The sequence below is a fragment of the Streptomyces sp. NPDC045998 genome (assembly GCF_056430285.1).
Genome location: NZ_JBWKLJ010000001.1, coordinates 968,282 through 992,763 on the forward strand (window position 1 = coordinate 968,282; position 24,482 = coordinate 992,763).

21 protein-coding genes are annotated in these 24,482 nt (G+C 73.4%); 10 read left to right on the forward strand and 11 right to left on the reverse strand.

The window, feature by feature from the left end; translation table 11 throughout:
* Position 1 precedes the first annotated feature (1 nt).
* The 7 genes from AC07FJ_RS04320 to AC07FJ_RS04350 are packed head-to-tail and all read left to right on the forward strand — an operon-like array spanning position 2 to position 9,203.
* On the forward strand, positions 2-1,138 hold the full coding sequence (locus AC07FJ_RS04320; protein ID WP_479045008.1) for a Gfo/Idh/MocA family protein: 1,137 nt from the start codon (positions 2-4) through the stop codon (positions 1,136-1,138).
* Positions 1,135-1,971 (forward strand): DUF6807 domain-containing protein, encoded by an 837-nt coding sequence (locus AC07FJ_RS04325; protein ID WP_479045010.1) that lies wholly within the window; start codon positions 1,135-1,137, stop codon positions 1,969-1,971. Before AC07FJ_RS04320 ends, AC07FJ_RS04325 begins: the two co-directional genes overlap by 4 nt.
* Positions 1,968-3,524, forward strand: coding sequence for a glycoside hydrolase family 43 protein (locus AC07FJ_RS04330; protein ID WP_479045013.1), 1,557 nt, complete (start codon positions 1,968-1,970; stop codon positions 3,522-3,524). The genes AC07FJ_RS04325 and AC07FJ_RS04330 overlap by 4 nt, the downstream gene beginning before the upstream one ends.
* Before the next feature lie 28 nt (positions 3,525-3,552).
* Entirely contained in the window at positions 3,553-5,547 is a 1,995-nt protein-coding gene (locus AC07FJ_RS04335; protein ID WP_479045016.1) for a pectinesterase family protein, read from the forward strand.
* 52 nt (positions 5,548-5,599) lie between these two features.
* A complete protein-coding gene (locus AC07FJ_RS04340) occupies positions 5,600-6,946 on the forward strand; it encodes an ABC transporter substrate-binding protein (protein ID WP_479045018.1) in 1,347 nt (448 codons plus the stop codon).
* A 39-nt stretch (positions 6,947-6,985) separates the two neighbouring features.
* Positions 6,986-7,882, forward strand: a complete 897-nt coding sequence (locus AC07FJ_RS04345) for a rhamnogalacturonan acetylesterase (protein WP_479045021.1) — start codon at positions 6,986-6,988, stop codon at positions 7,880-7,882.
* A gap of 16 nt (positions 7,883-7,898) precedes the next feature.
* Positions 7,899-9,203: a pectate lyase family protein gene (locus AC07FJ_RS04350; RefSeq protein ID WP_479045023.1), complete on the forward strand. Its 1,305-nt coding sequence runs from the start codon at positions 7,899-7,901 to the stop codon at positions 9,201-9,203.
* A gap of 62 nt (positions 9,204-9,265) precedes the next feature.
* On the opposite strand, the gene AC07FJ_RS04355 is transcribed toward AC07FJ_RS04350, so the two are convergent.
* Genes AC07FJ_RS04355 through AC07FJ_RS04365 form a run of 3 tightly spaced genes read right to left on the reverse strand, consistent with a single transcriptional unit; the run spans position 9,266 to position 11,989 of the window.
* The gene (locus AC07FJ_RS04355) at positions 9,266-10,195 is read right to left on the reverse strand and encodes a DMT family transporter (RefSeq protein WP_479045024.1); all 930 of its coding nucleotides are present in this window, start codon (positions 10,193-10,195) and stop codon (positions 9,266-9,268) included.
* Between the two features lie 31 nt (positions 10,196-10,226).
* On the reverse strand, positions 10,227-11,405 hold the full coding sequence (locus AC07FJ_RS04360; protein ID WP_479045026.1) for a class I SAM-dependent methyltransferase: 1,179 nt from the start codon (positions 11,403-11,405) through the stop codon (positions 10,227-10,229).
* Positions 11,402-11,989 carry a cysteine dioxygenase gene (locus AC07FJ_RS04365; protein WP_479045027.1) on the reverse strand — a complete coding sequence of 196 codons (588 nt, stop codon included), beginning with the start codon at positions 11,987-11,989 and terminating at the stop codon, positions 11,402-11,404. Before AC07FJ_RS04365 ends, AC07FJ_RS04360 begins: the two co-directional genes overlap by 4 nt.
* A 272-nt stretch (positions 11,990-12,261) precedes the next feature.
* On the opposite strand from AC07FJ_RS04365, the gene AC07FJ_RS04370 reads away from it, so the two are divergent.
* The 3 genes from AC07FJ_RS04370 (at position 12,262) to AC07FJ_RS04380 (ending at position 16,468) form a co-directional block, all read left to right on the forward strand.
* The gene (locus AC07FJ_RS04370; protein WP_479045029.1) at positions 12,262-14,502 is read left to right on the forward strand and encodes a glycoside hydrolase family 6 protein; all 2,241 of its coding nucleotides are present in this window, start codon (positions 12,262-12,264) and stop codon (positions 14,500-14,502) included.
* A gap of 533 nt (positions 14,503-15,035) precedes the next feature.
* Positions 15,036-15,782, forward strand: coding sequence for a hypothetical protein (locus AC07FJ_RS04375; protein WP_479045032.1), 747 nt, complete (start codon positions 15,036-15,038; stop codon positions 15,780-15,782).
* Positions 15,783-15,904: 122 nt separating this feature from the next.
* The gene (locus AC07FJ_RS04380; RefSeq protein ID WP_479045034.1) at positions 15,905-16,468 is read left to right on the forward strand and encodes a hypothetical protein; all 564 of its coding nucleotides are present in this window, start codon (positions 15,905-15,907) and stop codon (positions 16,466-16,468) included.
* Here AC07FJ_RS04380 and AC07FJ_RS04385 read toward each other — a convergent pair.
* The 8 genes from AC07FJ_RS04385 to AC07FJ_RS04420 all read right to left on the reverse strand — a co-directional run bounded on the left by AC07FJ_RS04385 (position 16,428) and on the right by AC07FJ_RS04420 (position 24,461).
* Positions 16,428-17,492: a LacI family DNA-binding transcriptional regulator gene (locus AC07FJ_RS04385; RefSeq protein ID WP_479045037.1), complete on the reverse strand. Its 1,065-nt coding sequence runs from the start codon at positions 17,490-17,492 to the stop codon at positions 16,428-16,430. The genes AC07FJ_RS04380 and AC07FJ_RS04385 overlap by 41 nt on opposite strands.
* A 208-nt stretch (positions 17,493-17,700) precedes the next feature.
* Positions 17,701-18,348 (reverse strand): hypothetical protein, encoded by a 648-nt coding sequence (locus tag AC07FJ_RS04390; RefSeq protein ID WP_479045040.1) that lies wholly within the window; start codon positions 18,346-18,348, stop codon positions 17,701-17,703.
* Positions 18,345-18,734 carry a hypothetical protein gene (locus tag AC07FJ_RS04395; RefSeq protein WP_479045308.1) on the reverse strand — a complete coding sequence of 130 codons (390 nt, stop codon included), beginning with the start codon at positions 18,732-18,734 and terminating at the stop codon, positions 18,345-18,347. Before AC07FJ_RS04395 ends, AC07FJ_RS04390 begins: the two co-directional genes overlap by 4 nt.
* 295 nt (positions 18,735-19,029) lie before the next feature.
* Positions 19,030-20,478 carry a peptidoglycan D,D-transpeptidase FtsI family protein gene (locus AC07FJ_RS04400; protein ID WP_479045043.1) on the reverse strand — a complete coding sequence of 483 codons (1,449 nt, stop codon included), beginning with the start codon at positions 20,476-20,478 and terminating at the stop codon, positions 19,030-19,032.
* Between the two features lie 65 nt (positions 20,479-20,543).
* On the reverse strand, positions 20,544-21,206 hold the full coding sequence (locus tag AC07FJ_RS04405) for a response regulator transcription factor (protein ID WP_479045309.1): 663 nt from the start codon (positions 21,204-21,206) through the stop codon (positions 20,544-20,546).
* An 11-nt stretch (positions 21,207-21,217) separates the two neighbouring features.
* Positions 21,218-22,489 carry a sensor histidine kinase gene (locus tag AC07FJ_RS04410; protein WP_479045311.1) on the reverse strand — a complete coding sequence of 424 codons (1,272 nt, stop codon included), beginning with the start codon at positions 22,487-22,489 and terminating at the stop codon, positions 21,218-21,220.
* Positions 22,490-22,545: 56 nt separating this feature from the next.
* On the reverse strand, positions 22,546-23,592 hold the full coding sequence (locus AC07FJ_RS04415; RefSeq protein WP_479045046.1) for a hypothetical protein: 1,047 nt from the start codon (positions 23,590-23,592) through the stop codon (positions 22,546-22,548).
* A gap of 98 nt (positions 23,593-23,690) precedes the next feature.
* Positions 23,691-24,461 carry an IclR family transcriptional regulator gene (locus AC07FJ_RS04420; protein WP_361414933.1) on the reverse strand — a complete coding sequence of 257 codons (771 nt, stop codon included), beginning with the start codon at positions 24,459-24,461 and terminating at the stop codon, positions 23,691-23,693.
* Positions 24,462-24,482: the final 21 nt, after the last annotated feature.

Consider the following 24,482-nt stretch of genomic DNA (forward strand, 5'->3'; position numbering starts at 1 on the left):
CATGACCCGCACCCCGATACCGCTCGTCCTGGCGGGCGCCCGAGGCCACGGCCGGTGGCACCTGGCCAACATCCGGCGCCTCCAGCGCGCCGGCCTCGTACGCCTCGCCGGCGTCTGCGAGCCGCGCCCCCTCGACGCCGCCGAGCTCGACGCCCTCGGCTCCCCGCCCCCGCTCCAGTCCGCCGACCTCGGCGCCCTGCTGGACGCGACGGGCGCCGCCGACGGCGGCATCGCCGTCCTCTGCACCCCCATCGACACCCACACCGACCTCGCCCTCACCGCCGCCGCGCACGGGACCCACCTCCTGCTGGAGAAGCCGCCCGCGCCCTCCTTCGCGGAGTTCCGGCGGATGACCGACGGCGTACGGGCCGCCGGCACCGCCTGCCAGATCGGCTTCCAGTCGCTCGGCTCGCACGCCCTGCCCGCCATCGCCACGCTCGTCGCCGAGGGAGCCGTCGGCGACGTCACCGGCATCGGCGCCGCCGGGGCCTGGGCGCGCGACGAGGCGTACTTCCGCCGCTCCCCGTGGGCCGGCAGGCGGCGCCTCGACGACGGCACCGACGTCGTCGACGGTGTCCTCACCAACCCGCTCGCCCACGCCGCCGCCACCGCCCTCGCCCTGGACGGCAGCCCGCACGCCGAGGACGTCGCCGCCATCGAGCTGGAGCTCGCCCGCGCCCACGCCATCGAGGCCGACGACACCTCCTGCGTACGCCTCACCACGCGCCGCGGCACCCGCGTCACGGTCGCCGTCACGCTCTGCGCCGAGGAACCCGGCGAGCCGTACGTCGTCGTCCACGGCACCCGCGGCCGCATCACCCTCTGGTACAAGCAGGACCGCGTGCTGCTGCAGCGCGCCGGACACGGACCGGCCGAGAGCCTCCACGGCCGCACCGACCTCCTGGAGAACCTCGTCGGCCATCTGACTGCGGGCGAGGAACTGCTGGTCCCGCCGCACCGCACCGGCGCCTTCATGCGGCTCGTCGAAGCCGTGCGCACCGCCCCCGAACCGCGCCGCCTCCCCGAGGGGGCCTGGTACGCGGACGGGAACCGCCGCGTGGTGAAAGGCATCGACGCGCTCGTCCACGCGAGCGCCGACACCCTCTCCCTCTTCTCCGAACTGGAGAACTCCCCATGAACCTCCTCGTCCTGCGCTGCGCGGGCCGGCCCGTCGGCCGCTACCTCTACCGGCCGTCCACCCTCGCCCCGGACCTCGCGCCCCGCCCGTACCTCCACCCCGTCACCACCCTCAAGGGCACCCCCGTCACCGAGGAGCTCCCCGACGACCACCGCCACCACCTGGGCGTCTGCGTCGCCGTGCCCGACGTCGACGGCCGCAACTTCTGGGGCGGGCGCACCTACGTACGCGACCGGGGGCCGACGGCCCTCGACAACCACGGCGAACAGCGCCACGAGGACTGGAAGCTGTGCGACCCCGACGGCTTCGTGGAGGACCTGGTCTGGCGCGCCGACGGCCGCGACCTGCTGCGCGAGCGCCGTACGGTCGCCGCCACCGAACTGACCGCCACCGCGTGGGCGCTGGACTTCACCTACTCGCTCACCAACCCCGGCCCCGGCGACCTCTCCCTCGGGTCACCCGCCACCAACGGCCGCCCCGGCGCCGGTTACGGCGGCTTCTTCTGGCGCGCGCCCAAGGGACCCGCCGCGCCGGGCGTCTTCACCGCCGACGCGGAGGGCGAGCGGGCGGTGCACGGCCGTACCGCCGACTGGCTCGCCTTGGCGGGCCCCGACTGGACGCTCGTCTTCGCCGGAGCCACCGACGCGACCCGCCGCGACCCCTGGTTCGTCCGCACCGAGGAGTACCCGGGCGTCGGCTCCGCGCTCGCCTGGGACACCCGGCTGCCCCTGCCGGCCGGCGCCACCGCCGTACGCCGCGTGGTGACCGTCGTCGCCGACGGCCGGCTGGAGGCGGGCGAGGCCGCCGCCCTCGTACGGAAGGCCCTGTCGTGACACCACCGGTAGGGACGGCGGACCTCGGCGACGGCACCTACCGCAACCCGGTCCTGCACGCCGACTGGTCCGACCCCGACGTCATCGCCGTCGGCGAGGACTTCTACCTCACCGCCTCCAGCTTCGGCCGCGCCCCCGGCCTGCCGCTGCTGCACTCCCGCGACCTCGTCAACTGGTCGCTCGTCGGGCACGCCCTGGACCGGCTGGAGCCGGCCGCCGACTTCGCCGTGCCGCGCCACGACCGGGGCGTCTGGGCGCCCTCCCTGCGCCACGCCGACGGGCGCTTCTGGATCTTCTGGGGGGACCCGGACCACGGGATCTACCAGGTGAACGCCGAGCACGTCCGGGGCCCGTGGAGCGAGCCGCACCTCCTCAAGGCGGGCAAGGGCCTCATCGACGCCTGCCCCCTGTGGGACGAGGAGACCGGCGAGGCGTACCTCGTCCACGCCTGGGCCAAGTCCCGCTCCGGCGTGAAGAACCGGCTCACCGGCCACCGCATGAGCCGCGACGGCCGCACCCTCCTCGACGACGGCGCGGTCATCGTCGACGGCGACCGGATCCCCGGCTGGTTCACCCTGGAGGGGCCCAAGCTGTACCGGCACGACGGCTGGTTCTGGATCCTCGCCCCGGCCGGGGGAGTGGAGACCGGCTGGCAGGGCGCCTTCCGCGCGCGGGACTTCTCCGGCCCGTACGAGGAGAGGGTGGTGCTGGCCCAGGGGTCCACCGACGTCAACGGCCCCCACCAGGGCGGCTGGGTGCGCACGGCGGCGGGCGAGGACTGGTTCCTGCACTTCCAGGCGCGCGGCGCGTACGGCAGGGTCGTCCACCTCCAGCCGATGGCGTGGGACGCGGACGACGGCTGGCCCGTGATCGGCGACGCGGGCGAGCCCGTCCGCGTCCACCGCAAGCCCGCCGGCCCGCCCCAGCCCGTCGGGGCCCCGGCGACCGACGACGCCTTCCCCGGCGGGCGGTTCGGGCGCCAGTGGCAGTGGACCGCGAACCCCCGGCCCGGCTGGACCCCCGCCCACGGCGGCGACGGGCTGCGCCTCGCCTGCGTCCGGACCGCCGACGCCCACGACCTGCGCCTCCTGCCGAACGTCCTCACGCAGCGGCTGCCCGCCGAGACCTTCACCGCCGAGGTGACCCTGAGCCTGGAGTCCGCCGCGCCGGGGGCCCGCGCCGGGCTCGCCGTCCTGGGCGACGCCTTCTCGTGGATCGGGCTGGAGCGGGGAGCGGACGGGTCGGTGTCCCTGGTGCACCGGTTCGCCGAGCCGGTCGCGGAGCGGGAGCGGGACGCGGCACACCCGGTCCGGCTCCGGGCCCGGGCACCCGACGGCCGCGTGCGGTTGCGGGTCGCGGTCTCGCCCGGCGCCCGCTGCCGGTTCGCGTACGACACCGGCACCGGGGAGGGGTGGCGGCCGTCCGGGCCGGTCTTCGCCGCCACGCCCTGGCGCTGGGTCGGGGCGCTGCTCGGCCTGTTCGCGGTGGCGCCGCCCGAGGGGCCGCCCGGCGGCGCCGGGACGGCCACCTTCACCGAATTCCGCGTCAACTGACCTGTCCGCACCTCTCTTTGGAGCCGCCATGCCGTACCCATGGAGCACGCGCCTGCCCTCACTTCCGGGCCGGGCGCTGGCCACCGTCACCGCCCTCGCGGCCGTCCTCGGCCTGGGCGCGGTGACCCCGGCCGAGGCCGCGCCCCGGCCCGTACAGGAGCGGGCCGACCGGCACGGGGCCGACGAGCCGCACGGCTTCGCCTCCCTCGCCGGCGGCACCACCGGCGGCAAGGGCGGCAAGGTCGTCACCGTACGCACGCAGGCCGACCTGGCGAGGTACGCGGTCGCCGCCGAGCCCTACATCATCCGCGTCGCGGGCGCGATCGACGTCGCGCCCTTCGGCTCGTCGATCACCGTCGCCTCCGACAAGACCATCGTCGGCGTCGGCACGAGCGGCGAGATCGTCCACGGCGAGCTGCAGCTGAAGCCCGGCACGCACAACGTCATCATCCGCAACCTCACCATCCGCGACTCGTACGTCGAGGGCGACTGGGACGGCAAGACCAGCGACTTCGACGCCATCCAGATGGACGCCGTCCACCACGTCTGGATCGACCACAACCGCTTCACGCACATGGGCGACGGGCTGCTGGACGTCCGCAAGGACAGCCGGTACGTCACCGTCTCGTACAACCGCTTCGACACCCACAACAAGGCGTTCGGGATCGGCTGGACCGAGAACCTCACCACCGAGATCACCATCGACCACAACTGGTTCAGCGGCACCAAGCAGCGCAACCCGTCCGCCGACAACTGCGCCTACGCCCACCTCTACAACAACTACCTCTCCTCCCAGGTCGCGGACGGCGACCCGGTCTGGTCGTACGGCAACTACGCCCGCGGCCGCACCCGGATGGTCATCGAGAACAGCTACTACGAGGACGTCCAGCACCCCTACCAGGCCGACGCCACGGCCGAACTGGTCGAGCGCGGCTCGATCCTGCGGGGCACGACCGGCCGCCACGACGAGTGGGGCACCGCCTTCGACCCGCGTGCCTTCTACGCGTACCGGCTCGACCCGGCCGCCGCCGTGCCCGCCCTGGTGAAGCGTTTCTCCGGCCCGCAGAAGACGATCGGCGTCGACACCGTGCTCGACGTGCCCGCCGCGTACCCCACCGTCCAGTCGGCCGTGGACGCCGTCCCGGCCGGCAACGACGGGCTCGTGACGGTGCGGATCGCGCCGGGGACGTACCGCGAGAAGGTCCGCGTCCCGGCCGACCGGCCGCGGATCGCCCTGGCCGGCACGGGCCGGAACCGGGCCGACACCGTGATCGTGTACGACACGCCGAACGCGTACGGCGGGTCCAGCGCCAGCGCCACCGTCCTGATCGCCGCCTCCGACGTCTCCGCCCGCAACCTCACCTTCGTCAACGACTTCGACGAGGCGGCGCACGAGCTCAACGCCGAGCAGGCGCTGGCGATGAAGACCACCGGCGACCGGATCGTCTTCGAGAACACCGCCTTCAAGGGCAACCAGGACACCCTGATGACCGACAGCCCCCGCCTGGACGCCATCAGCCGCGTCTACCTCCGCGACGCGTACATCGAGGGCGACGTCGACTTCGTCTACGGACGGGCGACGACCGTCATCGAGGGGTCGCTGATCCGGGCGCTGAGCCGCGGCTCCACCACGAACAACGGCTACGTCACCGCCGCCAGCACCTGGAAGGACAACCCGTACGGCTTCCTCATCACCCGCTCCCGCGTCGTCAGCGACGCCCCGGCCGGCTCCTTCCACCTCGGCCGGCCCTGGCACCCGGGCGGCAACCCGGACGCGGTCGGCCAGGTGCTGATCCGCGAGACGGAGCTGCCCGCCGCGATCAAGGCGGCGCCGTGGACCGACATGGGCGGCTTCTCGTGGAAGGACGCCCGCTTCAGCGAGTACCGCACGTACGGCCCGGGCGCCGCCGTCACCGCCGACCGCCCCCAGATGTCCGACGCCGACGCCGCCCGGCACGAGGTCGCCGACTACCTCGCGGGCCGGGACGGCTGGGCCCCGCACCGCGCCCCACGCCTTCCGTGACCCACGCACGCACTCCCGCACTCCCGCACGCACCGAGAGAGAAGAGCCGCACATGACCCACCACCACCCGCACTCCGGCACCAGACGGACCGCCGTGGCCGTGTCCCTGACCGCGGTGCTCGCCCTCACCGCCACCGCCTGCGGTGACGACGGCACCGGCGGCAGCGGCGCCGAGGGCTCCGGCACGGGCACGATCACCTTCTGGGACAACAACGGCGGCGTCCGCACCGCCGTCTGGCAGGAGATCATCAAGGACTTCGAGGCGAAGCACCCCGACATCAAGGTGAAGTACGTCCCCGTCCCGAGCGAGGACGTGCAGTCCAAGTACGACACCGCCATCGCGGGCGGCGGCCTGCCGGACGTCGGCGGCGTCGGCGCGGCCTACCTCGCCAACATGGTCGCCCAGGACGCCCTGGACCCGGTCGGCGACCGGATCAAGGACTCCGGCCTCGACGGCAAGCTGGTCGAGACGATGGTCGACTCCGTCACGTCGGCCGGCGGGCGCGCCGACGAGATGTACGCCGTACCCACCTCCGCCAGCAACGGCACGCTCTACTACCGCACCGACCTGTTCAAGGCGGCGGGCCTCGAGCCGCCGACGACCTGGGACCGGTTCTACGCTGCGGCCCAGAAGCTCACCGACGCCGAGAACAACGAATTCGGCTACACCATCCGGGGCGGGGCCGGCTCCATCGCACAGGCGCTGGACGCCATGTACGGACAGTCGGGCATCACCTCCTTCTGGGAGGGCGACAAGACCACCGTCAACGACCCGAAGAACGTGGCGGCGCTGGGGAAGTACGTCGGGCTGTACAAGAAGACGACGCCCGCGGCGGACGTCAACAACGACTTCAAGAAGATGGTCGCGCAGTTCGACACCGGCACCATCGGCATGCTCAGCCACAACCTCGGCTCCTACACCGACCACGTGAAGGCGCTCGGGAAGGACAAGTTCGCCGGCATCCCCAACCCGGTCGGACCGGACGGCAAGCGCGTCCAGGTCTCCAACCCGGTGGACGGCCTCGGCCTCTTCAAGACCGGCAAGAACAAGGCCGCGGCGTGGAAGTTCATCGAGTTCGCCGTCTCCCACGAGTCCAACAGCAAGTGGAACGCCTCCGCCGGCGCCATCCCGGCCAACAAGGAAGCCCAGGCCGATCCGTGGCTGCGGGACGCCGAGGCGACGAAGCTGGGCGCGCAGGCGCTCACCGACGGCTCCACCACGATCGTCGAGCTGCCCTACTTCCTCCCCGACTGGAACAAGATCAGCAAGGCCGACAACGAGCCGAACTTCCAGAAGGTGCTGCTGGGCCAGATGACCGCGCAGCAGTTCCTCGACACGCTCGCGGAGCAGCTGAACACGGCCCGCGCGGAGTGGAACGAACAGCAGAACAAGAGCTGAGCCCTCTGACGACCCCCCGACGAGAGTGAGCACCCACCCGTGTCCCTGAGCCGCAGACAGACCGTGCGGACCGCGGCGGCCCTCGCCGCCGCCCTGCCGCTGGTGACCGCCGCCGCGGGGGAGGCCACGGCCCGCCCCCGCCCCCGGCCCCGTACCCTCCACATCGCCGGAGACTCCACCGCCGCGCGGAAGTACGCCGACGCCGCGCCCGAGACGGGGTGGGGGATGGCGCTCCCCTTCTTCCTCACGCCGGGCCTCGCCGTCGCCAACCACGCCGTCAACGGCCGCAGTTCCAAGAGCTTCATCGACGAGGGCCGCCTCGATGCCGTTCTGGAGGTGCTGCGCCCCGGCGACGACCTGCTCGTCCAGTTCGGCCACAACGACCAGAAGTCGGCCGACCCCACCCGCTTCACCGAGCCGTGGACCACCTACCAGGACCACCTGCGCCGGTACGTGACCGGGGCCAGGGCGCGCGGGGCCAGGCCGGTGCTGCTGACCTCCGTCGAGCGGCGGAGGTTCGACGCCTCGGGCAGTCCCGTGCCGACGCACGGTGCGTATCCGGCGGCCGTGCGGGCGCTGGCGGCCGAGGAGGGCGTCACCCTCGTCGACGTACAGGAGTCGAGTCTCGCCGAGTGGCGCAGGCTCGGCCCCGAGCCCTCCAAGGAGTACTTCCTGTGGCTCGCGCCGGGCGAGTCGCCCAACTTCCCGGACGGCGAGCAGGACAACACCCACTTCCGGCCGCGCGGCGCCATCGAGGTGGCGCGGCTGGTGGCGCGGGGCCTGCGGGCGGCCGGAGTGCTGCAACCGCGGCACGTACGGCGGCTGGAGGACCCCGTACCCGCCGAGTGGATCACCTGGTCGGAGCCAGAGCCAGAGCCGGAGCCAGAGCCAGAGGCCGAGACCGAGACCGAACCCGGGACCTCCCCGCAGACCTGACACGACAGGAGCCGCCATGCGTCCCCACAGATCGGCCCCGGCGCTCGCCGGATGCACCGCCCTGGTGCTCGCCCTGACCGGTACGGTCACGGCGCACGCCGCCACCCCGCCCGCCCCGCGCGACCTCGCCCGGCAGACCCTCCCGGCCGGTGACGGCTGGGCCTCCGAGGGCCCGGGCACCAGAGGCGGGGCCGCCGCCGCGCCCGAGCACGTGTACACCGTCACCACCTGGTCCCGGTTCAAGGCCGCGCTCGCCGCCGACACCGGCGGCGCGCCCAGGATCATCCGGGTGGTGGGCACCCTGAACGCCACCGAGGGCGGCTGCGCCTCCTTCGAGGCCGACGGGTACGACTTCGACCGGTACCTCGCCGCGTACGACCCGGCGGTGTGGGGCCGTGACACCCCCGTCAGCGGCCCCCAGGAGGACCTGCGCGCCGCCTCCGCCGAGAAGCAGGCGGCCTCCGTCAAGGCCGCCGTCCCCGCCCGCACCACCATCGTGGGCGTCGGCGACGACGCCGGCATCACGGGCGGCAGCCTCCAGATCCGGCACGTCGACGACGTCATCGTCCGCAACCTGACGCTGGAGAGCCCGCTCGACTGCTTCCCGCAGTGGGACCCCACGGACGGCGCGACGGGCGCCTGGAACTCCGAGTACGACGCGATGGTGGTGTACGGCTCCACCCATGTGTGGATCGACCACAACACCTTCACCGACGGCCGGTACCCCGACAGCTCCCTGCCCCGCTACTACGGCGAGCTGTACCAGCAGCACGACGGCGAACTGGACATCGTGCGGGGCGCCGACCACGTCACCGCCTCCTGGAACGTGTTCGCCGACCACGACAAGACGCTGATGATCGGCAACAGCGACGGCGCGGCCGCCACGGACGCGGGGAAGCTCAGGGTGACGCTCCACCACAACCTCTTCAGCGGTGTCGTCGAGCGCGCCCCGCGCGTCCGCTTCGGCCAGGTCGACGCGTACAACAACCACCACGTGGTGAGGAAGGGGCAGCCCTACGCGTACGCCTTCGGCATCGGCCACGCGTCCCGGCTCCACGCCGAGAAGAACTCCTTCAGCCTGCCGGCGGGCGTCAGCGCCGGTCGGATCCTGAAGAAGTGGAAGGAGGCCCCGGTGACGGCCGTCGGCAACCACGTCAACGGCCGGCCGGTCGACCTCATCGCCGTCCACAACGCGGAGACGCCGGGCGAGGTCCTCACGCCGGGGGCGGGCTGGACCCCGACCCTGCGCACGAGAATCGACGACCCGCGTGCCCTGCCGGGACTCGTCACCGCGCGCGCGGGGGCGGGCAGACTCCGCTGACCGGGCCTCCTTCTCCGGGCGACCGCCGTGCGGGGCGGGACGCCCGGAGAAGGAGGCCGCCCTCAGGCGTCGACGGGTTCGTGGAGCGGCCCCTTCGACGCGTCGGTACGCGCGGCCCGGTTCCGTCGCCGGGTGATCCCGGCCACCGCCCCGAGGATCAGGAGGGTGCCCACGACGTGCTGCCAGGTGATGCGCTCGTCCGCCAGCCACGCCCCCAGGAGCAGGGCGATGACAGGGGTCGCGAAGGCGTACGCGGACGTCCGCGTGGGACCCCAGGCCCGCAGCAGGTAGGTGTAGGCGGTGAAGCCCAGCACCGACCCCACGAGGACGAGATAGCCCCAGCTCAGCCAGGTCGACGAGGCTTCCGGCAGCGGATGTTCCAGGATCCGCCGGCCCTCCAGGAGGAACGCGAAGGGCAGGAGCAGCAGGCCGCCCACCAGGTTCTCGAACGCGGACATGAGCGCCGAGGGGTAGCGGGACAGCACACCCCCTCCGTACACGCCAGCCCAGTCGTACACGAGCGTGCCCACGACGATCGCCAGGGCGGCGAGGGCCTTGCGCGGCGACCAGTCGCTGCTGGTCTGCCCGTAGAGGAGCAGCACCACGCCGCAGAGGCCGATGCCGAGCGAGGCCCACTGCGTCCGGCCGATCACCTCACGGGTCATCAGCGCCGCGAAGAAGAACAGCCCGATCGGGACGAAGCCCTGGACGATGACTCCGGCGGTCCCCGACTCGACGTACTGCTCGCCCCAGAAGATCAGCCCGAAGCACACGCTGATGGCCCCGAAGGACATCACCATCAGGGGCCTGATGTCGGAGCGGGCGATGGGTTTCCAGCCGCCGAGCCACCGCGCGAGCAGCAGCAGGATCAGCCCCGCGACGACGAAGCGGGTGGCGGCGAACCACAGCGGGGGCATCGCGGTGACCCCGACCCGGATCGCGATCCAGGTGCTTCCCCAGGCGATGCAGAGGGTGGTGAAAACCAGCCACACGAAGGCGGTGGACCTCCCCCCTCCCCCCGGCTCAGGCATCGGGGGAGGGCTTCCGCATCGCCAGCACGGCGGTGCTGCCGAACGCCGCGGTACGGCTGCTCAGGTCCGCCGCGAGCTCGAACCCGTGCGCGCGGATCTCGTCGATCAGCTCGCTCGTCGGGCTCTCCTTGTACGGCACCAGCGGCAGCATCAGCTCGGTGGTGCTGCCGTCCTCCAGGCGGATGCGCCGCGGGATGACCCGCCCGGGGACCACCGGGCCCACCGACTCGTAGTCCGGCACGGAGAAGAACCCGTCGAGCCACCGCTCCCGGCAGTGGGCCACCAGGAACAGGCCGCCGGGGGCGAGGAGTTCGTGCACCCGCTTCAGGTGCGCGGAGCGGAGGTCGCTGTCCGGGATCATGTGCAGGCAGCCCATGTTGATCGCGAGGTCGAACCGCTGCCGGGGCAGGTCCGCCAGGACGCAGATGTCCCGTTCCAGGAACGTCGGCTCCACGCCCTGGGCGGCGGCCCGTTCCCGCGCCTTGGTGAGCGCGGGGCGGGCGACGTCGACGCCCACCACGTCGAAGCCCCGCCCCGCCAGGTAGTTCGCGTCGCGGCCCTCGCCGCAGCCCAGGTCGATGACGGAGCAGGGCTCGACGCCCATGGTCTCCAGGGCGTGCACCAGCGCCTCGTTGGGCTCGGGCGGCTCCCAGAGGGGCGCGCCGGCCTCGTAGACCCGGGCGTACCGGTCGGAGTAGCCGTAGTAGTAGTCGGGCAGCGCGGGGACCTCCGCCAGGCGCGGGAGCGACTCGGGCTGCTCCTTCAGGGCACCGGGGACGTTCGAGACCTCCACGACCACGGCGGTGTCCGTACTGGCACTCGGCCGGATCCCGGCCGCCGCGCCGGGGACGAGCCGGCGGACCTGGCCTTCGCCCACGACCTCGCCCGAGGGCCCGTCCGAGGCGTGGCCGGCGAGCGCGACGAGCTCGACCCGGCCGGAGACGACGAGGAGGAACGCCTCGTCGGAGACGGTGAAGCACACCGGCCCGTCGATACATCGCCGGGCGACCGTCCTGCCGTCCGGCAGACATCGGGCCTCTTCCAGGGCCGCGAAGGAGTCGATGTCGACGGAAGCCCTGGTCAGGGTGGAGCGCAGCTCGTTCCAGGAGGTATCGGGAGCGAGGACGCTCCGCAGCGATATCGCGTGGCGCACCGGGGGCGTCGCGGTCACGACAGGGCCTCCTCTCGGACGGTACGGGTACGGCTGAGCTTGATCTCCCGCACGAGCTGGCGCTGCTCGTCGGGCCACCACGCCCCGCAGTCGTCGCTCACGACGCAGGCGGCGCAGCGCTCGAGGTCGTAGACGCGCATGCCGGTGATGGGCGGTGCGTACAGGTGGAGCGTCACCGTCAGGTCGTCCGTCGGGTTCTCCATGCTGTGGATCATGCCGCGGGGGGCGAAGTACCGGGAGCCGCACCGCTCGTCGCGGGTGAGGAAGGAGACCGGGATGTCGTCCTGGTCGAGGGTGTACAGGGTGTGCCGGACGGTTCCCGCCATGACGTTGATCCAGCCGAAGGAGTGCCCGTGGTCGTGCGGCGCGCAGGGGCGGTGGGACGCCCAGTTCATGGCGAGGATCTCGATGTCCCCGGTGGCGTACAGCTTCTTGCGCCCGTAGGGGTAGACGCCCGGGTCGCCCGCGTAGGGCAGGATCTCGTCCAGTGAGGCGTCGATGCTCTCCCAGGCTTCGCGGAGTTCGTGCGGGCCGGGCCGCCGCAAGGAATCGAATGTGCTTGATATGCGCTCGATCAACTGCATGAGGGGTCAACCTTCCGCGCGCAGCGCTTAGTTGGTGTTCAAGCGGGAAAAGGCCATCAGTTGTCCGGATGGGCAGTCAAGTCTCTTTTCGGAAGCGCTCGCCACGAAAGAATGTGCGGATTCCGGTCCGGACCTGCGGTCCTTCGGGGCTTGTCATGCGCATTGACAGGAGGCCTGCCCGCTGGTTCATTGCTTGTAAATGGGAGCGCTCCCATTCAGTGGTCCGGCGTTCCCGTCCCACCCCCGCACCCCTCGAAAAGGGAGATCCGTACGTGACGCACGTGACGCACGAGTCCCACGAGATCCACAAGTCCCACGAGACACGCAAGGGGAGGCGGCACAAGCGGCGGCGCACCGCCGTGGCCGCCGCCACCGCCACCACCCTCCTCTTCGGCCTGGCCGGCCTCCTCGGCTCCGCACCGACGGCGGCCGCGGCCGAGGCCCACGTCGACAACCCGTTCGCCGGCGCCTCCTTCTACGTCAACCCGGACTACGCCCGCCTGGTCGACGGCTCCATCGCCCGGACCGCCGACGCGGGGCTCAAGGCCAAGATGGAGAAGGTCAAGACGTACCCGACCGCCGTCTGGCTGGACCGCATCGCCGCCATCCACGGCGGCGACGCCAACGCGGGCCGCAAGAGCCTCGCCGACCACCTGGACCTGGCCCTCGCCCAGAAGAAGCCCGGCCAGCCGCTCGTCGCCACCTTCGTCGTGTACGACCTCCCGGGCCGCGACTGCGCCGCCCTCGCCTCCAACGGCGAACTGCCCCTCACCGCCGCCGGTCTGGCCCGCTACAAGGCCGAGTACATCGACCCCATCGCCGCGGTCTTCGCCAACCCCAAGTACCAGGACATCCGCATCACCACCGTTATCGAGCCGGACGGCCTGCCCAACCTGGTCACCAACCTCGCCGACCCCGAGTGCGCCCAGGCCAAGAGCAGCGGCATCCAGGTCGACGCCATCCGGTACGCCCTGAACAAGCTGCACGCCATCCCGAACGTCTACACGTACATGGACTTCGCCCACTCCGGCTGGCTCGGCTGGGACAACAACCTCTCCCAGACCACCCAGCTGTACACGGACGTCGTCAAGGGGACGGCGGCCGGCCTGGCGAGCGTGGACGGCCTGATCACCAACGTCTCCAACTACACGCCGCTCGCGGAACCGTTCCTCACCGACCCGAACAAGACGGTCGGCGGAGGGATGATCAAGTCGGGCAAGTACTACGAGTGGAACCCGAACTTCGACGAGTCCGACTTCACCAAGGCCGTTTACGGCGCCCTGGTCTCCCAGGGCTGGCCGGCGTCCACCGGCCTGGTCGTCGACACCTCCCGCAACGGCTGGGGCGGCGCCGCGCGGCCGACCGCCGAGTCGACGAGCACGGTCCTCGACACGTACGTCACCCAGTCGAAGGTGGACCGCCGCACGCACCGCGGCCTGTGGTGCAACGTGAACGGCGCCGGCATCGGCCAGCCGCCCCAGGCCTCACCCGCCGGCTACCCGGACTCGCACCTCGACGCGTTCCTCTGGATCAAGCCGCCGGGGGAGTCGGACGGCGCGAGCACGGACATCCCGAACGAGGAGGGCAAGCGTCCGGACCCGATGTGCAACCCGGCCTACACGGCGCCCAACGCAGGCAACAACCCCACCGGCGCCATGCCCGACGCACCGCTGGCCGGCCACTGGTTCCACAACCAGTTCGCGATGCTCGTCCAGAACGCCCACCCGGCCATCGGCGGCGGTGACACGCCCCCTCCCACGGACACCACCGCTCCCACCGCGCCGACCGGCCTGACCAGCCCGGCGAAGACGTCCTCCTCCGTGACGCTGTCGTGGACGGCGTCGACCGACAACGTCGGGGTGACGGGGTACGACGTGTACCGGGGCGCCACGAAGGTGAACGCGGCCCCGGTGACGGGGACGACGTACACCGACACGGGCCTCGCGGCCTCGACCGCGTACAGCTACACCGTGCGGGCGCGGGACGCGGCCGGCAACGTCTCGGCCGCCTCCGCGGCCCTGTCCGTCACCACCTCGGCGGACGGCGGCGGCCCCACGCCCACCGGCGGGGTGAAGGTCCGCTACAAGAACAACGACGCGTCGGCCACGGACAACGCCATCCGGCCCTCGCTCCAGGTGGCCAACACCGGCACCTCGGCCGTGGACCTGAGCACGGTCTCGCTGCGCTACTACTTCACCCGCGACGGCTCGGTCTCCGTCAACGCCTACTGCGACTACGCGGCGGTCGGCTGCTCAAACGTGAAGACGCGGGTCGTGCCGCTGACGACTCCCGTCGCCGGCGCGGACGCGTACCTGGAGGTGACCTTCGCGGCGGGCTCGCTGGCCGCGGGGCGGGACACCGGTGACATCCAGCTGCGGATGGCCAAGTCGGACTGGTCCGCCTTCAACGAGGCCGACGACTACAGCCGTTCGACGGCGACCGCGTACGCCGACGCCCCCACGATCCCCGCCTACACCGGCACCACCCTCGCCTGGGGCGCGCCCCCGGCCTGATCCCCACCCGCCCCTGTCCGCCCGGCCCCTGGTGGGAGGTACCGGTCCGGGCGGACAGGTTCCACTCACCGATCCGGCGCAGTGAGCGGCCGGCCGTGCCCACGGGGGGACGGCCGGCCCGTCGTCGTGCGCGTCACCCGCGTCACCCGCGTCACCCGCGGCGCCCACGGCGTCGGGCGGCGCGGCGGCCGTCTCCGCGTGACCGCCCCTCAGGGCCCGGTCGAGCGGCGACAGGCCCGTGTCACCGTCCGCGCGGCGGATGCCGATGGATACCGACTGGAGACCGACCAATGCCGAGGTCACTGGGAGCGCTCCCAATTTCGGGCTGCCGCGGGCCTGCAGAAGCCTCCTGTAGCTCAGGCAAGACAGTGCGACGCATGCATTGACGTGAGCCGTTCAAGTCTCCACAGTGGTGGCCGAGGGCGGGAGCGCTCCCAAAAACCTGCCGCCCTCACCCCTGGGCGGCGCGACGGCCGGGAACCGCCGAACCCGTACGCCGCGCCGCCCTCCCCATCCGCCCAGGAGGCACCCCCATGCGCCCAGCCGTCGTCCGCGGTTCCGCACCCCGCGGACCCGCCGTCCAGTTAGTCCTGGTGGCGTCCCTCGCCCTGGCCCTCGTCGTCGCGGCGATCGCCGTACAGCTCGGGGTCTCCCGCCCGGCCACCGCCGCGGCCGGGCAGACTACGGCCGTCAGCGGCGGCCCCGACACCTTCACGCAGGCGCTCCCGACCGGGGGAGCCTCGCAGTACACCACCCCGCTGGAGCGCTGCCACACCAGCCCCAGCTACCCGCTCTCCGGCCGCAACCCGATCCTTGACGAGCCGCTCACCCGGTCCTTCACGGCCAACGTGCCGCTGACCGTGAGCGTCCGCGCCGACAGCACCACCGGCTACGGGCTGCGCGAGCTGGTCTTCACCAACCGCTCCACCAAGCCCATCCACCTGGACTGCGGCGTCCTCGTCTTCCTCGCCCCGTCCGGCTCGGACCAGCACCACTACGCGGCCTCGCAGGCCTTCGGGCACCCGCAGCAGGACTTCGTCGAGGTCAAGCGGGGCGACGGGACGTCGTACTACATCGCCCGCCTCGGCTTCCACGACGTGTCACTGGCCCAGCGCGGCATCGAGCCCGGCCACACCTGGACGTACAAGCTCGGCGGACCCAACCAGGGCGCCGTCGGCCTGGAGACGACCCGCGACTCGATCCGCTTCACCGCGGACCTCACCGTCTCCTCCAACACCGAGCTGGTGAAGAAGTACGGCACCAGCCGGTACGCCAACTGACCCCTGGCGCGACCCCGCCGCGACGGACTCCGCCGTGAACGACCCTCACCCACAGGCCGCGTGACCGGGGCGCCGACCCCCGGTCGCGCGGCCGCCCGCTCAGCGGAAGGCGCGCACGCCCCATGCACCGACCCGACCACCCGCGCCGCTCGCGGCGGCGGCGCCTGGCCCCGGTGGCCGTCGCCGCCGCCCTCCTCGCCGCCGTGTGGGCGAGCCGCGCGCAGGACGCCGCGACGACGGGCCCGGTGACCGGGAGCGCGGCGGGCGGCGGGGCCGACGAGCAGGCCGCCCGGGCCGCGGCACAGAGCCACCTCGGCCTGCTCTCCGGCGGCGACTGGTCCGGCGCCTGGGCCGGCTTCAGCGGCGACACCCGGCAGCGCGTCCCGCGCGACACCTACGTCCGCGTGCACCGGGCCTGCCACCCGCTGCTCGCCGTCCCCCTCCAGGTGGTGCGCGCCGTCCCCGCCGGCGCCCGTACCGTCGAGGCCCACTGGCAGGGCGGCGGCACGTCGGGCACCCTGCGCATGCGGTACGAGGACGGCCGCTGGCGCGTCGCGATGACGCCCGAGCAGCTCGCCCCGTACGCGCGGGGCGCCGACACCGCCATCGCCGGCCTGCGCCGGGACGGGCGGTGCGGGGTGGGGGTCAGGCCGACGCCCGCCGCACCAGCTCCGTCCGCAGGATGACGTGCCGCCAGGCGGCCCCGGCCCCGGCGCCTGCTGCGGAGCCGGGCCCGGCGCCGCGCTCGTCGATGCTCTCCATCAGGACCCGGGCCATGGCCCGCCCCATCTCCTCCACCGGCTGGCGCACCGTCGTCAGCGGGGGATCGGTGTGCTGCGCGATCGGCGAGTCGTCGAACCCGACCACGGCCACGTCCTCCGGAACCCGCCGCCCCGCCGCCCGCAGCACCTGCAGGGCGCCCGCCGCCATGACGTCCGACGCCGCGAAGACCGCGTCGAGCCCGGGGTGGCGCTCCAGCAGCTCCCGCGTCGCCCGGCGCCCGCTCTCCTCGGTGAAGTCGCCCCGCGCCGTCCACGCCGGGTCCGGCTCGCGGCCGAACACCTCCCGCATCTCCTCCCGGTAGCCGCGCAGCCGGCACCGGGCCCCGTACATGTCGAGCGGCCCGGCGATCGTGGCGATGGCACGCCGCCCCGAGCCCGCCAGGTGGCGCACGGCCGCCCGGGCGCCACCGACGTTGTCCGAGTCGACGTACGACACCGACTCGTCGCTGCGCCGCCGCCCGCTGAGCACCGTCGGCACGTCCAGCTCCGCCAGCAGGTCCGGCAGCGGCTCGTCGTCGTGCACCGACACCAGGAGCACCCCGTCGACCCGCCCGGCGCGTGCGTACTGGACGAAACGCTGCCGCTCCTTGTCACCGCGTACCAGCGTCAGCAGCAACTGCATCTCGGTGTCCACCAGCCCGGCCGTGACGCCGTGCACGATGTCCGAGAAGAACGGCTCGGTGAAGAACCGCCGCGCGCTCTCCGCGATGACCAGGGCCACCGCGTCGCTCCGACTCCCCGCCAGGGCCCGGGCGGCCCGGTTCGGTACGTAGCCGAGCCGGTCGATCGCCTGCTGCACCAGCACCCGGGTGGTCTCCTTGACCCCCGGCGCGTTGTTGACGACCCGTGACACCGTGCCCCGCCCCACACCGGCGAGCGCGGCCACCTCCTCCAGCGTGGGCGGGGCCGAGCGTCCGTTCGCCGCCATCGCATGACCTCCAGGGATCGGTCGGGGCCGAGAGTCGATCAGGGGTTCATCGAAGCACCGGACACGCCCGCGCCGCACCGGTTGACCTCATGTGTTACACGTCGTAAACCTGGACCGGCCCCCGCGCGGCGCGGGCCTCCCCGCCTACGTCACCCTCAAGGCGGCCCTGGGCAAGGCCCGTGAGGCCCACCCTCAGCCCCGTTCTGCCTCAGCCGCCCGTGGCCAGGGCGGCGACCCGGTCGGAGACCGCGAACTCCGTCGCGCACTCCGGGCAGGTCGCCCGCCCGAAGAGGTACGTCACGCCCCGCGCGACCCCGGCCTGCCCGGCCTCGCTCGCCATCCGGTACAGCCGCTGCGCGATGCCCGTCAGCTCCGACGGGTCCGCGGGGTGCGTCTCGGCCTCCTCGTCCTCGGAGTGGTCACCGAAGACGACGAAGGGCATCGCCCCGCACTCGGGGCACTCGACCTCGAACTCCTCGGTGAACAGCCCCTCCAGGGCGTCCGACCAGACCGGTACGCCCTCGAACGCCAGTAGGCACTGCGTGAAGTAGACGAAGGTGCTCGCGTCCTCCGCCGGGCAGGCCGCCAGGCACTCCCGTGCCACCGGCAGCAGCTCGGCGATCTCGCCGGCGTACCGGGCCCGGCGCTCCTCGTCGGCGGCGGAGGCGATCAGCCCGGCCATCAGCACCGCCTGCTCGCGGTCGCCGGGGGCGCGGCCCGCCGCGATGGCCGCGAGGAACGGCAGAGCGGCGAAGCTGTCCTCGTAGACGGAGCCCTGGTGGCAGAGGTCGTTCCAGAGGTCGTTCCAGACCGCGTCGTCGTGGTCCCCGCCGAGCAGGGCGAACCGGTGTGTCATGCCGCCGCATTCTGCCGCGCCCGGCCCTCATACCGGAGCGCGGCCCCCGTCACCACCGCGCCGAGGCCCTCCCACAGGCCCACGGCCAGGAAGCCGGCCGGGGCGCGCCCCGCGAGGACCGCCGCGGTGAAGACCGCGCAGGTGAGGAGCCGGAACGGCACCGTCCACCGGAAGAAGGGCTTCCAGTCGGCGAGCGCCGCCAGGACGTAGTAGACGCCCATGTTGACCGCCGCCATCGAGGAGGCGGTCAGGAACGTCAGGGTGTGGTCGCCCTCCGCACGCCGGGCGCTCGGTATGGCCTCGAAGCCCATGACGGCCAGCAGACCGTCCGGAGCGGCCAGCCCGAGGGCGCCGAGTGCCGTGGCGCAGAGGCCGAAGACCGCCATGGTCCAGCCGGAGAGGGAGCGGGGGAGCGGGACGGGGCGGGGACGGGACAGCGGGCGCACGATGGGCCTCCAGACGCTGGGAGCGGGCCAGGGGGTGGTGCCCCCTGCATACCGTGTGCCGGGCAGCGGCCCGCGCCCGGGGCCGTGCCCACCCGACCCGGCCCGCGCCCGGGGCCGTGCCCACCCGACCCGGCCCGCGCCCGGGGCCGTGCCCACCCGACCCGGCCCGCGCCGGGGGCCGTGAACGCGCTGCGTGCGCCCGCGCCGGGGGCCGTGAACGCGCTTCCTGCGCCCGCTACTTCAGCGCCGCCTCCATCATCGCCCGCGCCACCGGGGCCGCCAGGCCGTTGCCGCTGACCTCCGCGCGGCGGGCGTCCGAGTCCTCCACCAGGACCGCGACCGCGACCTCCTCGCCCGTCTTCGCGTCCTTGGCGTACGAGGTGAACCAGGCGTACGGCTTCCCGCTGTTGTCCACGCCCCGCTGGGCCGTGCCCGTCTTGCCGCCGACCTCCGCGCCGTCGATCCGGGCGTTGTCACCCGTCCCCTTCTCGACGACCGTGACCATCGCGCTGCGCAGTTGCTCGGCGGTGGCGGACGACACGATCCGGCGCGCGTCCACGTCGTCGTACGACGCGAGGGTGTCGCCGTCGCCGTCCACGACACGGGAGACCATGTGCGGGGACTCCAGCACACCGTCATGAGCTATGGCCGCCGACACCATCGCCATCTGCAGCGGCGTGGCCGTCACGTCGAACTGGCCGATGCCCGTCAGCGCCGTCTGCGACGGGTTCAGCCCGGTCGGGTAGACGCTCGGGTACGCCCGCACCGGGACGTCCAGCTCCTTGTCGTTGAAGCCGAACTTCTCCGCCATGGCCCGCACCTTGTCCTGCCCCAGGTCGACGGCCAGCTTCCCGAAGACGTTGTTGCAGGAGTACTGCAGCGCGGTGCGCAGCGAGGCGTTCTCGCAGGGGGCCGACGGGTTCTCGTTTTCCAGCGGTATGACCGTGCCCGGCATCGTGTACGGGTCCGGGCTCCGCGTCGGCTCGTCGACCGACCCGTACAGCCCGTCCTCCAGCGCCGCCGCCGCGACGACCAGCTTGAACGTGGAGCCCGGCGCCACCGGCTGCCGTATCGCCCGGTTCACCAGCGGTTTGTCCTCGTCGGTGGTCAGCTTCTTCCAGGCGTCGCCGTCCGCCGACCCGGCGATCGCCGACGGGTCGTAGGACGGGGTGCTGACCATGCCCAGGATCCGCCCGGTCTTCGGGTCGATGGCGACGGCCGCGCCCTTGATGTCGCCCAGCGCCTCGTACCCGGCCTTCTGCACCGCCGGGTCGATGGTCGTCAGCACGTCACCCGGCTTGGTGGGCTCGCCGGTGAGCGCGTCGAGCGGGTTCTTCAGCCGGGGGTCGGTGCCGTGGAGGACGTCCTGGTAGATGCCCTCCAGCTGGGTGGCGCCGTACGCCTGCGAGCCGTACCCGGTGACCGCCGCGTACAGCTCGCCGTCGGTGTAGGTGCGCTGGTAGCGCAGGTCGCCGCCGTCCGTCCGCTTCGATCCGGTGACCGGCGAACCGGCCACGACGATGTTCCCGAGCGGGTGGGCGTACTGCTCCATGACGTTCCGCCGGTTGTGCGCGTTGTCCGCGAGCGCCTTCGCCTCGTACGCCTGCACCCACGTCGCCCGCAGCAGCAGGCAGAGCACCAGCAGGAGGGAGAAGACCGCGGCTCTTCTGATCGTCTTGTTCATCCCGTCCAGGAGGACGAACGGGAGGGTGCGAGGCGTTCCAGGAGGACGCGCTTCTCAGGGAATCCTCATCCGGGCTGCTCGGCGGGGACGATGAAGCCCGCCTCGTACGCCGCGATCACCGCCTGCGTACGGTCCCGCGTCCCCGTCTTCGCCAGCACCGCCGCCACGTGCGTCTTCACCGTCGCCGGGCCGACGCCGATCCGTCCCGCGATCTCCGCGTTCGTCAGGCCCCTCGCCATCAGCCGCAGCACGTCCGCCTCCCGGTCGGTCAGCCGTGCCGCCCACGGCGGGGCGGCCGCGCGCGCCCTCGGGCCGTACGCCGCCGCGAGGCCCCGCAGCGCCGACGGGAACAGCAGCGAGTCGCCGCGCGCCACCAGCCGCACCGCGCCGACCAGCTCCTCGACCGCCGCCCGCTTCAACAGGAACCCGGCGGCCCCGGCGCGCAGCGCGTCGTACACGTACGCGTCGTTCTCGAAGGTCGTCACGACCACGATCCGCGGCGCGGCCTCTCCCATCGAGGCCACCAGCCGCTCGGTGGCGCGGATGCCGTCGATGCCGGGCATCCGCACGTCCATCAGCACCACGTCGGGGCGCAGCTCGCGCACGACCGTCACCGCCTCGGCGCCGTCCGACGCCTCGCCGACCACCTCCAGGTCGGGTTCGGCGCCCAGGACGACACGCAGGGCGGTGCGCACCATCCGCTCGTCGTCCGCCAGCACGACACGGATCGCGGGCCCGGTCACCGGCCGGCCCCCGTCAGCGGCAGCCGCGCGGACAGCCGCCACACGCCCCTGTCCGGGACGGGATGCGCTCCGGCCCGGCCGCCCAGCAGCCGGGCCCGGTCGGCGACGCCCCGCAGGCCGTGGCCGCCGCCGGGGCGGGCGACGGCGGGTGTGGCGGGCAGCGGATTCTCCATGGTGATCTCCAACTCCTCCTCCGTGACGGCGATGCGCACCGACACCGCCGCTCCGGCGGCATGCCGGGCGGCGTTCGTCAGCCCCTCCTGCACGATCCGGTACGCCTCGCGTGACACCGGCTCCGGTACGCCGCCGAGATCGGCGCCGCCCTCCACGGCGAGCGCCACCGCGACGCCCGCCGCCGACACCAGCCCGTCCAGCGCCTCCAGACCGGGGCCGGGGCCGGGCAAAGCCTCCGTGTCGTCCTCGCCCTGCCGCAACAGGCCCAGTACGGCGTCGAGTTCGCCGACCGTGCGCCGCGTGGTCTCCTCGATCGCGGCCAGCGCCTCCCGTACGAACGCGGGATCGGTGTCCAGGACCCGGCGTGCCGCCCCGGCCTGGAGCGTGACCGCGCTCAGCGCGTGCCCCACCGAGTCGTGCAGCTCGCGCGCGAGCCGGTTGCGTACGGCCAGCTCGGCGGCGCGCCGCTCCGCCGCCGCGAGCCGGTCCGCGGGCGTCGGCCCCAGCAGTCGCGGCGCCTGCCGGGCCAGCAGCGCCCCGGCACCGGCGGCCGTGGCCACGAGGGCGACGAGCGACAGCAGCCCGGCGGGCGGCCCGCCCCACACCAGCCACGCCTGGTCCAGCGACCAGGAGGAGGCGACCGCCGACGCGCGCAGCGACTCCGAGAACGGCAGCACCATCAGCGTGACCGCGAACGGCGGCAGCGCCAGCGTCGCCCCGCTGACCAGCGCGCCCAGGCCCGCGTGGAGCGTGAACCAGCCGGCCGTGCGCCGGCGCGCCGCCCACGACCTCGCCGGGCCGTCCGCGTACCGCTCCGGGGCCACCCCGCACAGGCTCCGCGCCGCCGCGACCGACAGCGGCCGGGCGAGCGGGAAGAGCGCCGTGACCGCGGCGAGCGGCAGGGCGACCGCGTACGCCGCGAACTGCGCGGCCAGGGAGGCGCCGAACAGGCCACCGGTCGGGTTGACGAACGGCCCGACGACGACCGTGCCCACGAGCCAGTACGGCATCAACAGGGCGCCGCCCAGGATGAGGTGGAGCCAGCGCAGTCGCGCCCGGCGCCCCGGCAGTACGGCCGGGAGCCCGGCCCGCAGCGCGGACCGGAGCGAGGTCCGGACTCCGGTCGTACCGGTCGCGCCGGTCGCGCCGGTCACGCGGCACGACGCCGGAGGCAGGCGGCCAGGCAGCAGGCGAGCAGGGTCCCCGTGATCATCTCGCCAGCGTAGGTCAGCGTCATGAGCGCGGTGGGCGCGTTCGACGGATCGTCCATCGGCAGCAGCAGGGTGAGCAGCAGGTACCCGCCCCAGCAGCCCACCACGCCCGACCCGACCCACGCCGCGACCAGCGGTACCTTCGGCGCGCGCGAACGGCTCCGGCCCGCGCCGTACACCAGCGCCAGGACGCCGGCCACGGCGACGGCGGCGAACAGCGCGCGCACGCCCTCCAGGGCGTAGAAGTCCGACGAGCGCTCGGCGATCCGGCGGGCGGACAGCCCGGCCGTCGAGCCGGTCGCCCACATCAGGTGCACCGCGCACAGCGCCCCGAGCGGCACCGACGCGACCACCGCGACGATCCGCGCCCACGGCTCGGCCGGCCCGGCCGCCGGGGCCCGCCACACGCGCCCCCAGCGGTCCCGCGCGTAGAGCGCGAACAGCGTGCCCAGCGCGAGGCCCTGCACGATGAAGCCGCTGTACACCACCCCGAAGACCCACTCGTCGAGGAACGGCTCCTTCGGCACCGGTGCGGAGTCCCCCCGGCTCAGCATCTGGACCGGGAAGCCGACCATGATCGGGGCCAGCAGGCCGGTCGCCGCCCACATCGGGAGGGCGAGCAGCCAGGCCCGTACGCGCAGGCCCCACCCCTGGGTCAGCAGCAGCGCCAGCACGATGACCGCCCCGTCCATCAGCACGGTCACGCCGTTGACGGCGGCCATCAGGGCCCGGTCCTCCAGCAGCACGCTGCCGTCCGGGATGCCGACGCGGCTCCCGGCCATCCAGGCGGCCTTGAGGCCGAGGTAGGGCACGCAGGAGACGACGGCGAGGGCGCGCAGCACCCGGCGGGCGGTACGGGGGCCGGCGGCGCGCGGGCGGTGCGGCGTGCCCCTGCGGTCGGACGCGGGGGCGGGCGTGCCGTCGGACCTGCGGTCGGTCCTGCGGTCGGGTGTGCGGCCGGGCGTGCGGAGCGGGGTCTTCGTCATGCCTTCACCCTCCCGGCCGCACCGCCCCGCACGCCTCCTGCCCACCGGTGAACCACCTCCGCCGTACGGCGGAGAAGGGCCCACCCCCAAGGGGGAGGTCAGAGCCTCCGGGTCGCCAGCGTCAGCCGGTCGCGGGCGTCGAACAGCGCGTCCTTGATCATCTGCTCGTGCGCCGGGGTCAGCCGGGCCACCGGTACCGAGCAGCTGATCGCGTCACGCGCCGGGGTGCGGTACGGGACGGCGACGCCGAAGCAGCGCAGGCCGAGCGTGTTCTCCTCGCGGTCCACGGCGTACCCCTGCTCGCGGATGACGTGCAGCTCCGCGATGAGCTTCTCGCGGTCCGTGACGGTGTGCTCGGTGAGGGCGGGCAGCGTCTCGGGGAGCATCTTGCGCACCTGCTCGTCGCTGTGGGTGGCGAGCAGCGCCTTGCCGAGCGAGGTGGAGTGGGCCGGCAGCCGGCGCCCGACCCGGGTGAACGGCCGCAGGTAGTGCTGGGACTGGCGGGTGGCGAGGTAGACGACGTTGGTGCCGTCGAGCCGGGCCAGGTGGATGGTCTCGGTGGTGTCGTCGGAGAGCCGGTCGAGGGTGGGGCGGGCGGCGGCCACGACCTCGTCGCCGTCGATGTACGACGTACCGACCAGCAGGGCGCGGACGCCGATGCCGTAGCGCGTGCCGGTCGCGTCGGTCTCCACCCAGCCGAGCTCCACCAGCGTGCGCAGCAGCATGTACAGGCTGGACTTGGGGTAGCCGACGGCCTCCTGGACGGCGGCGAGGGAGTGCATCCCGGGGCTGCCGGCGAAGTACTCGAGCAGTTCCACCGTGCGGACGGCGGACTTGACCTGCGCTCCGCCGGATTCGGTAGCCGACATTCGACCTCGCCCCTCTTGTGA

Coding starts and splice junctions, on each gene's coding strand:
- AC07FJ_RS04320 (WP_479045008.1), top strand. CDS start 2: ATGACCCGCACCCCGATACCGCTCGTCCTGGCGGGCGCCCGAGGCCAC.
- AC07FJ_RS04325 (WP_479045010.1), top strand. CDS start 1,135: ATGAACCTCCTCGTCCTGCGCTGCGCGGGCCGGCCCGTCGGCCGCTAC.
- AC07FJ_RS04335 (WP_479045016.1), top strand. CDS start 3,553: ATGCCGTACCCATGGAGCACGCGCCTGCCCTCACTTCCGGGCCGGGCG.
- AC07FJ_RS04340 (WP_479045018.1), top strand. CDS start 5,600: ATGACCCACCACCACCCGCACTCCGGCACCAGACGGACCGCCGTGGCC.
- AC07FJ_RS04350 (WP_479045023.1), top strand. CDS start 7,899: ATGCGTCCCCACAGATCGGCCCCGGCGCTCGCCGGATGCACCGCCCTG.
- AC07FJ_RS04365 (WP_479045027.1), bottom strand. CDS start 11,989: ATGCAGTTGATCGAGCGCATATCAAGCACATTCGATTCCTTGCGGCGG.
- AC07FJ_RS04375 (WP_479045032.1), top strand. CDS start 15,036: ATGCGCCCAGCCGTCGTCCGCGGTTCCGCACCCCGCGGACCCGCCGTC.
- AC07FJ_RS04380 (WP_479045034.1), top strand. CDS start 15,905: ATGCACCGACCCGACCACCCGCGCCGCTCGCGGCGGCGGCGCCTGGCC.
- AC07FJ_RS04385 (WP_479045037.1), bottom strand. CDS start 17,492: ATGGCGGCGAACGGACGCTCGGCCCCGCCCACGCTGGAGGAGGTGGCC.
- AC07FJ_RS04390 (WP_479045040.1), bottom strand. CDS start 18,348: ATGACACACCGGTTCGCCCTGCTCGGCGGGGACCACGACGACGCGGTC.
- AC07FJ_RS04395 (WP_479045308.1), bottom strand. CDS start 18,734: ATGGCGGTCTTCGGCCTCTGCGCCACGGCACTCGGCGCCCTCGGGCTG.
- AC07FJ_RS04400 (WP_479045043.1), bottom strand. CDS start 20,478: ATGAACAAGACGATCAGAAGAGCCGCGGTCTTCTCCCTCCTGCTGGTG.
- AC07FJ_RS04415 (WP_479045046.1), bottom strand. CDS start 23,592: ATGACGAAGACCCCGCTCCGCACGCCCGGCCGCACACCCGACCGCAGG.
- AC07FJ_RS04420 (WP_361414933.1), bottom strand. CDS start 24,461: ATGTCGGCTACCGAATCCGGCGGAGCGCAGGTCAAGTCCGCCGTCCGC.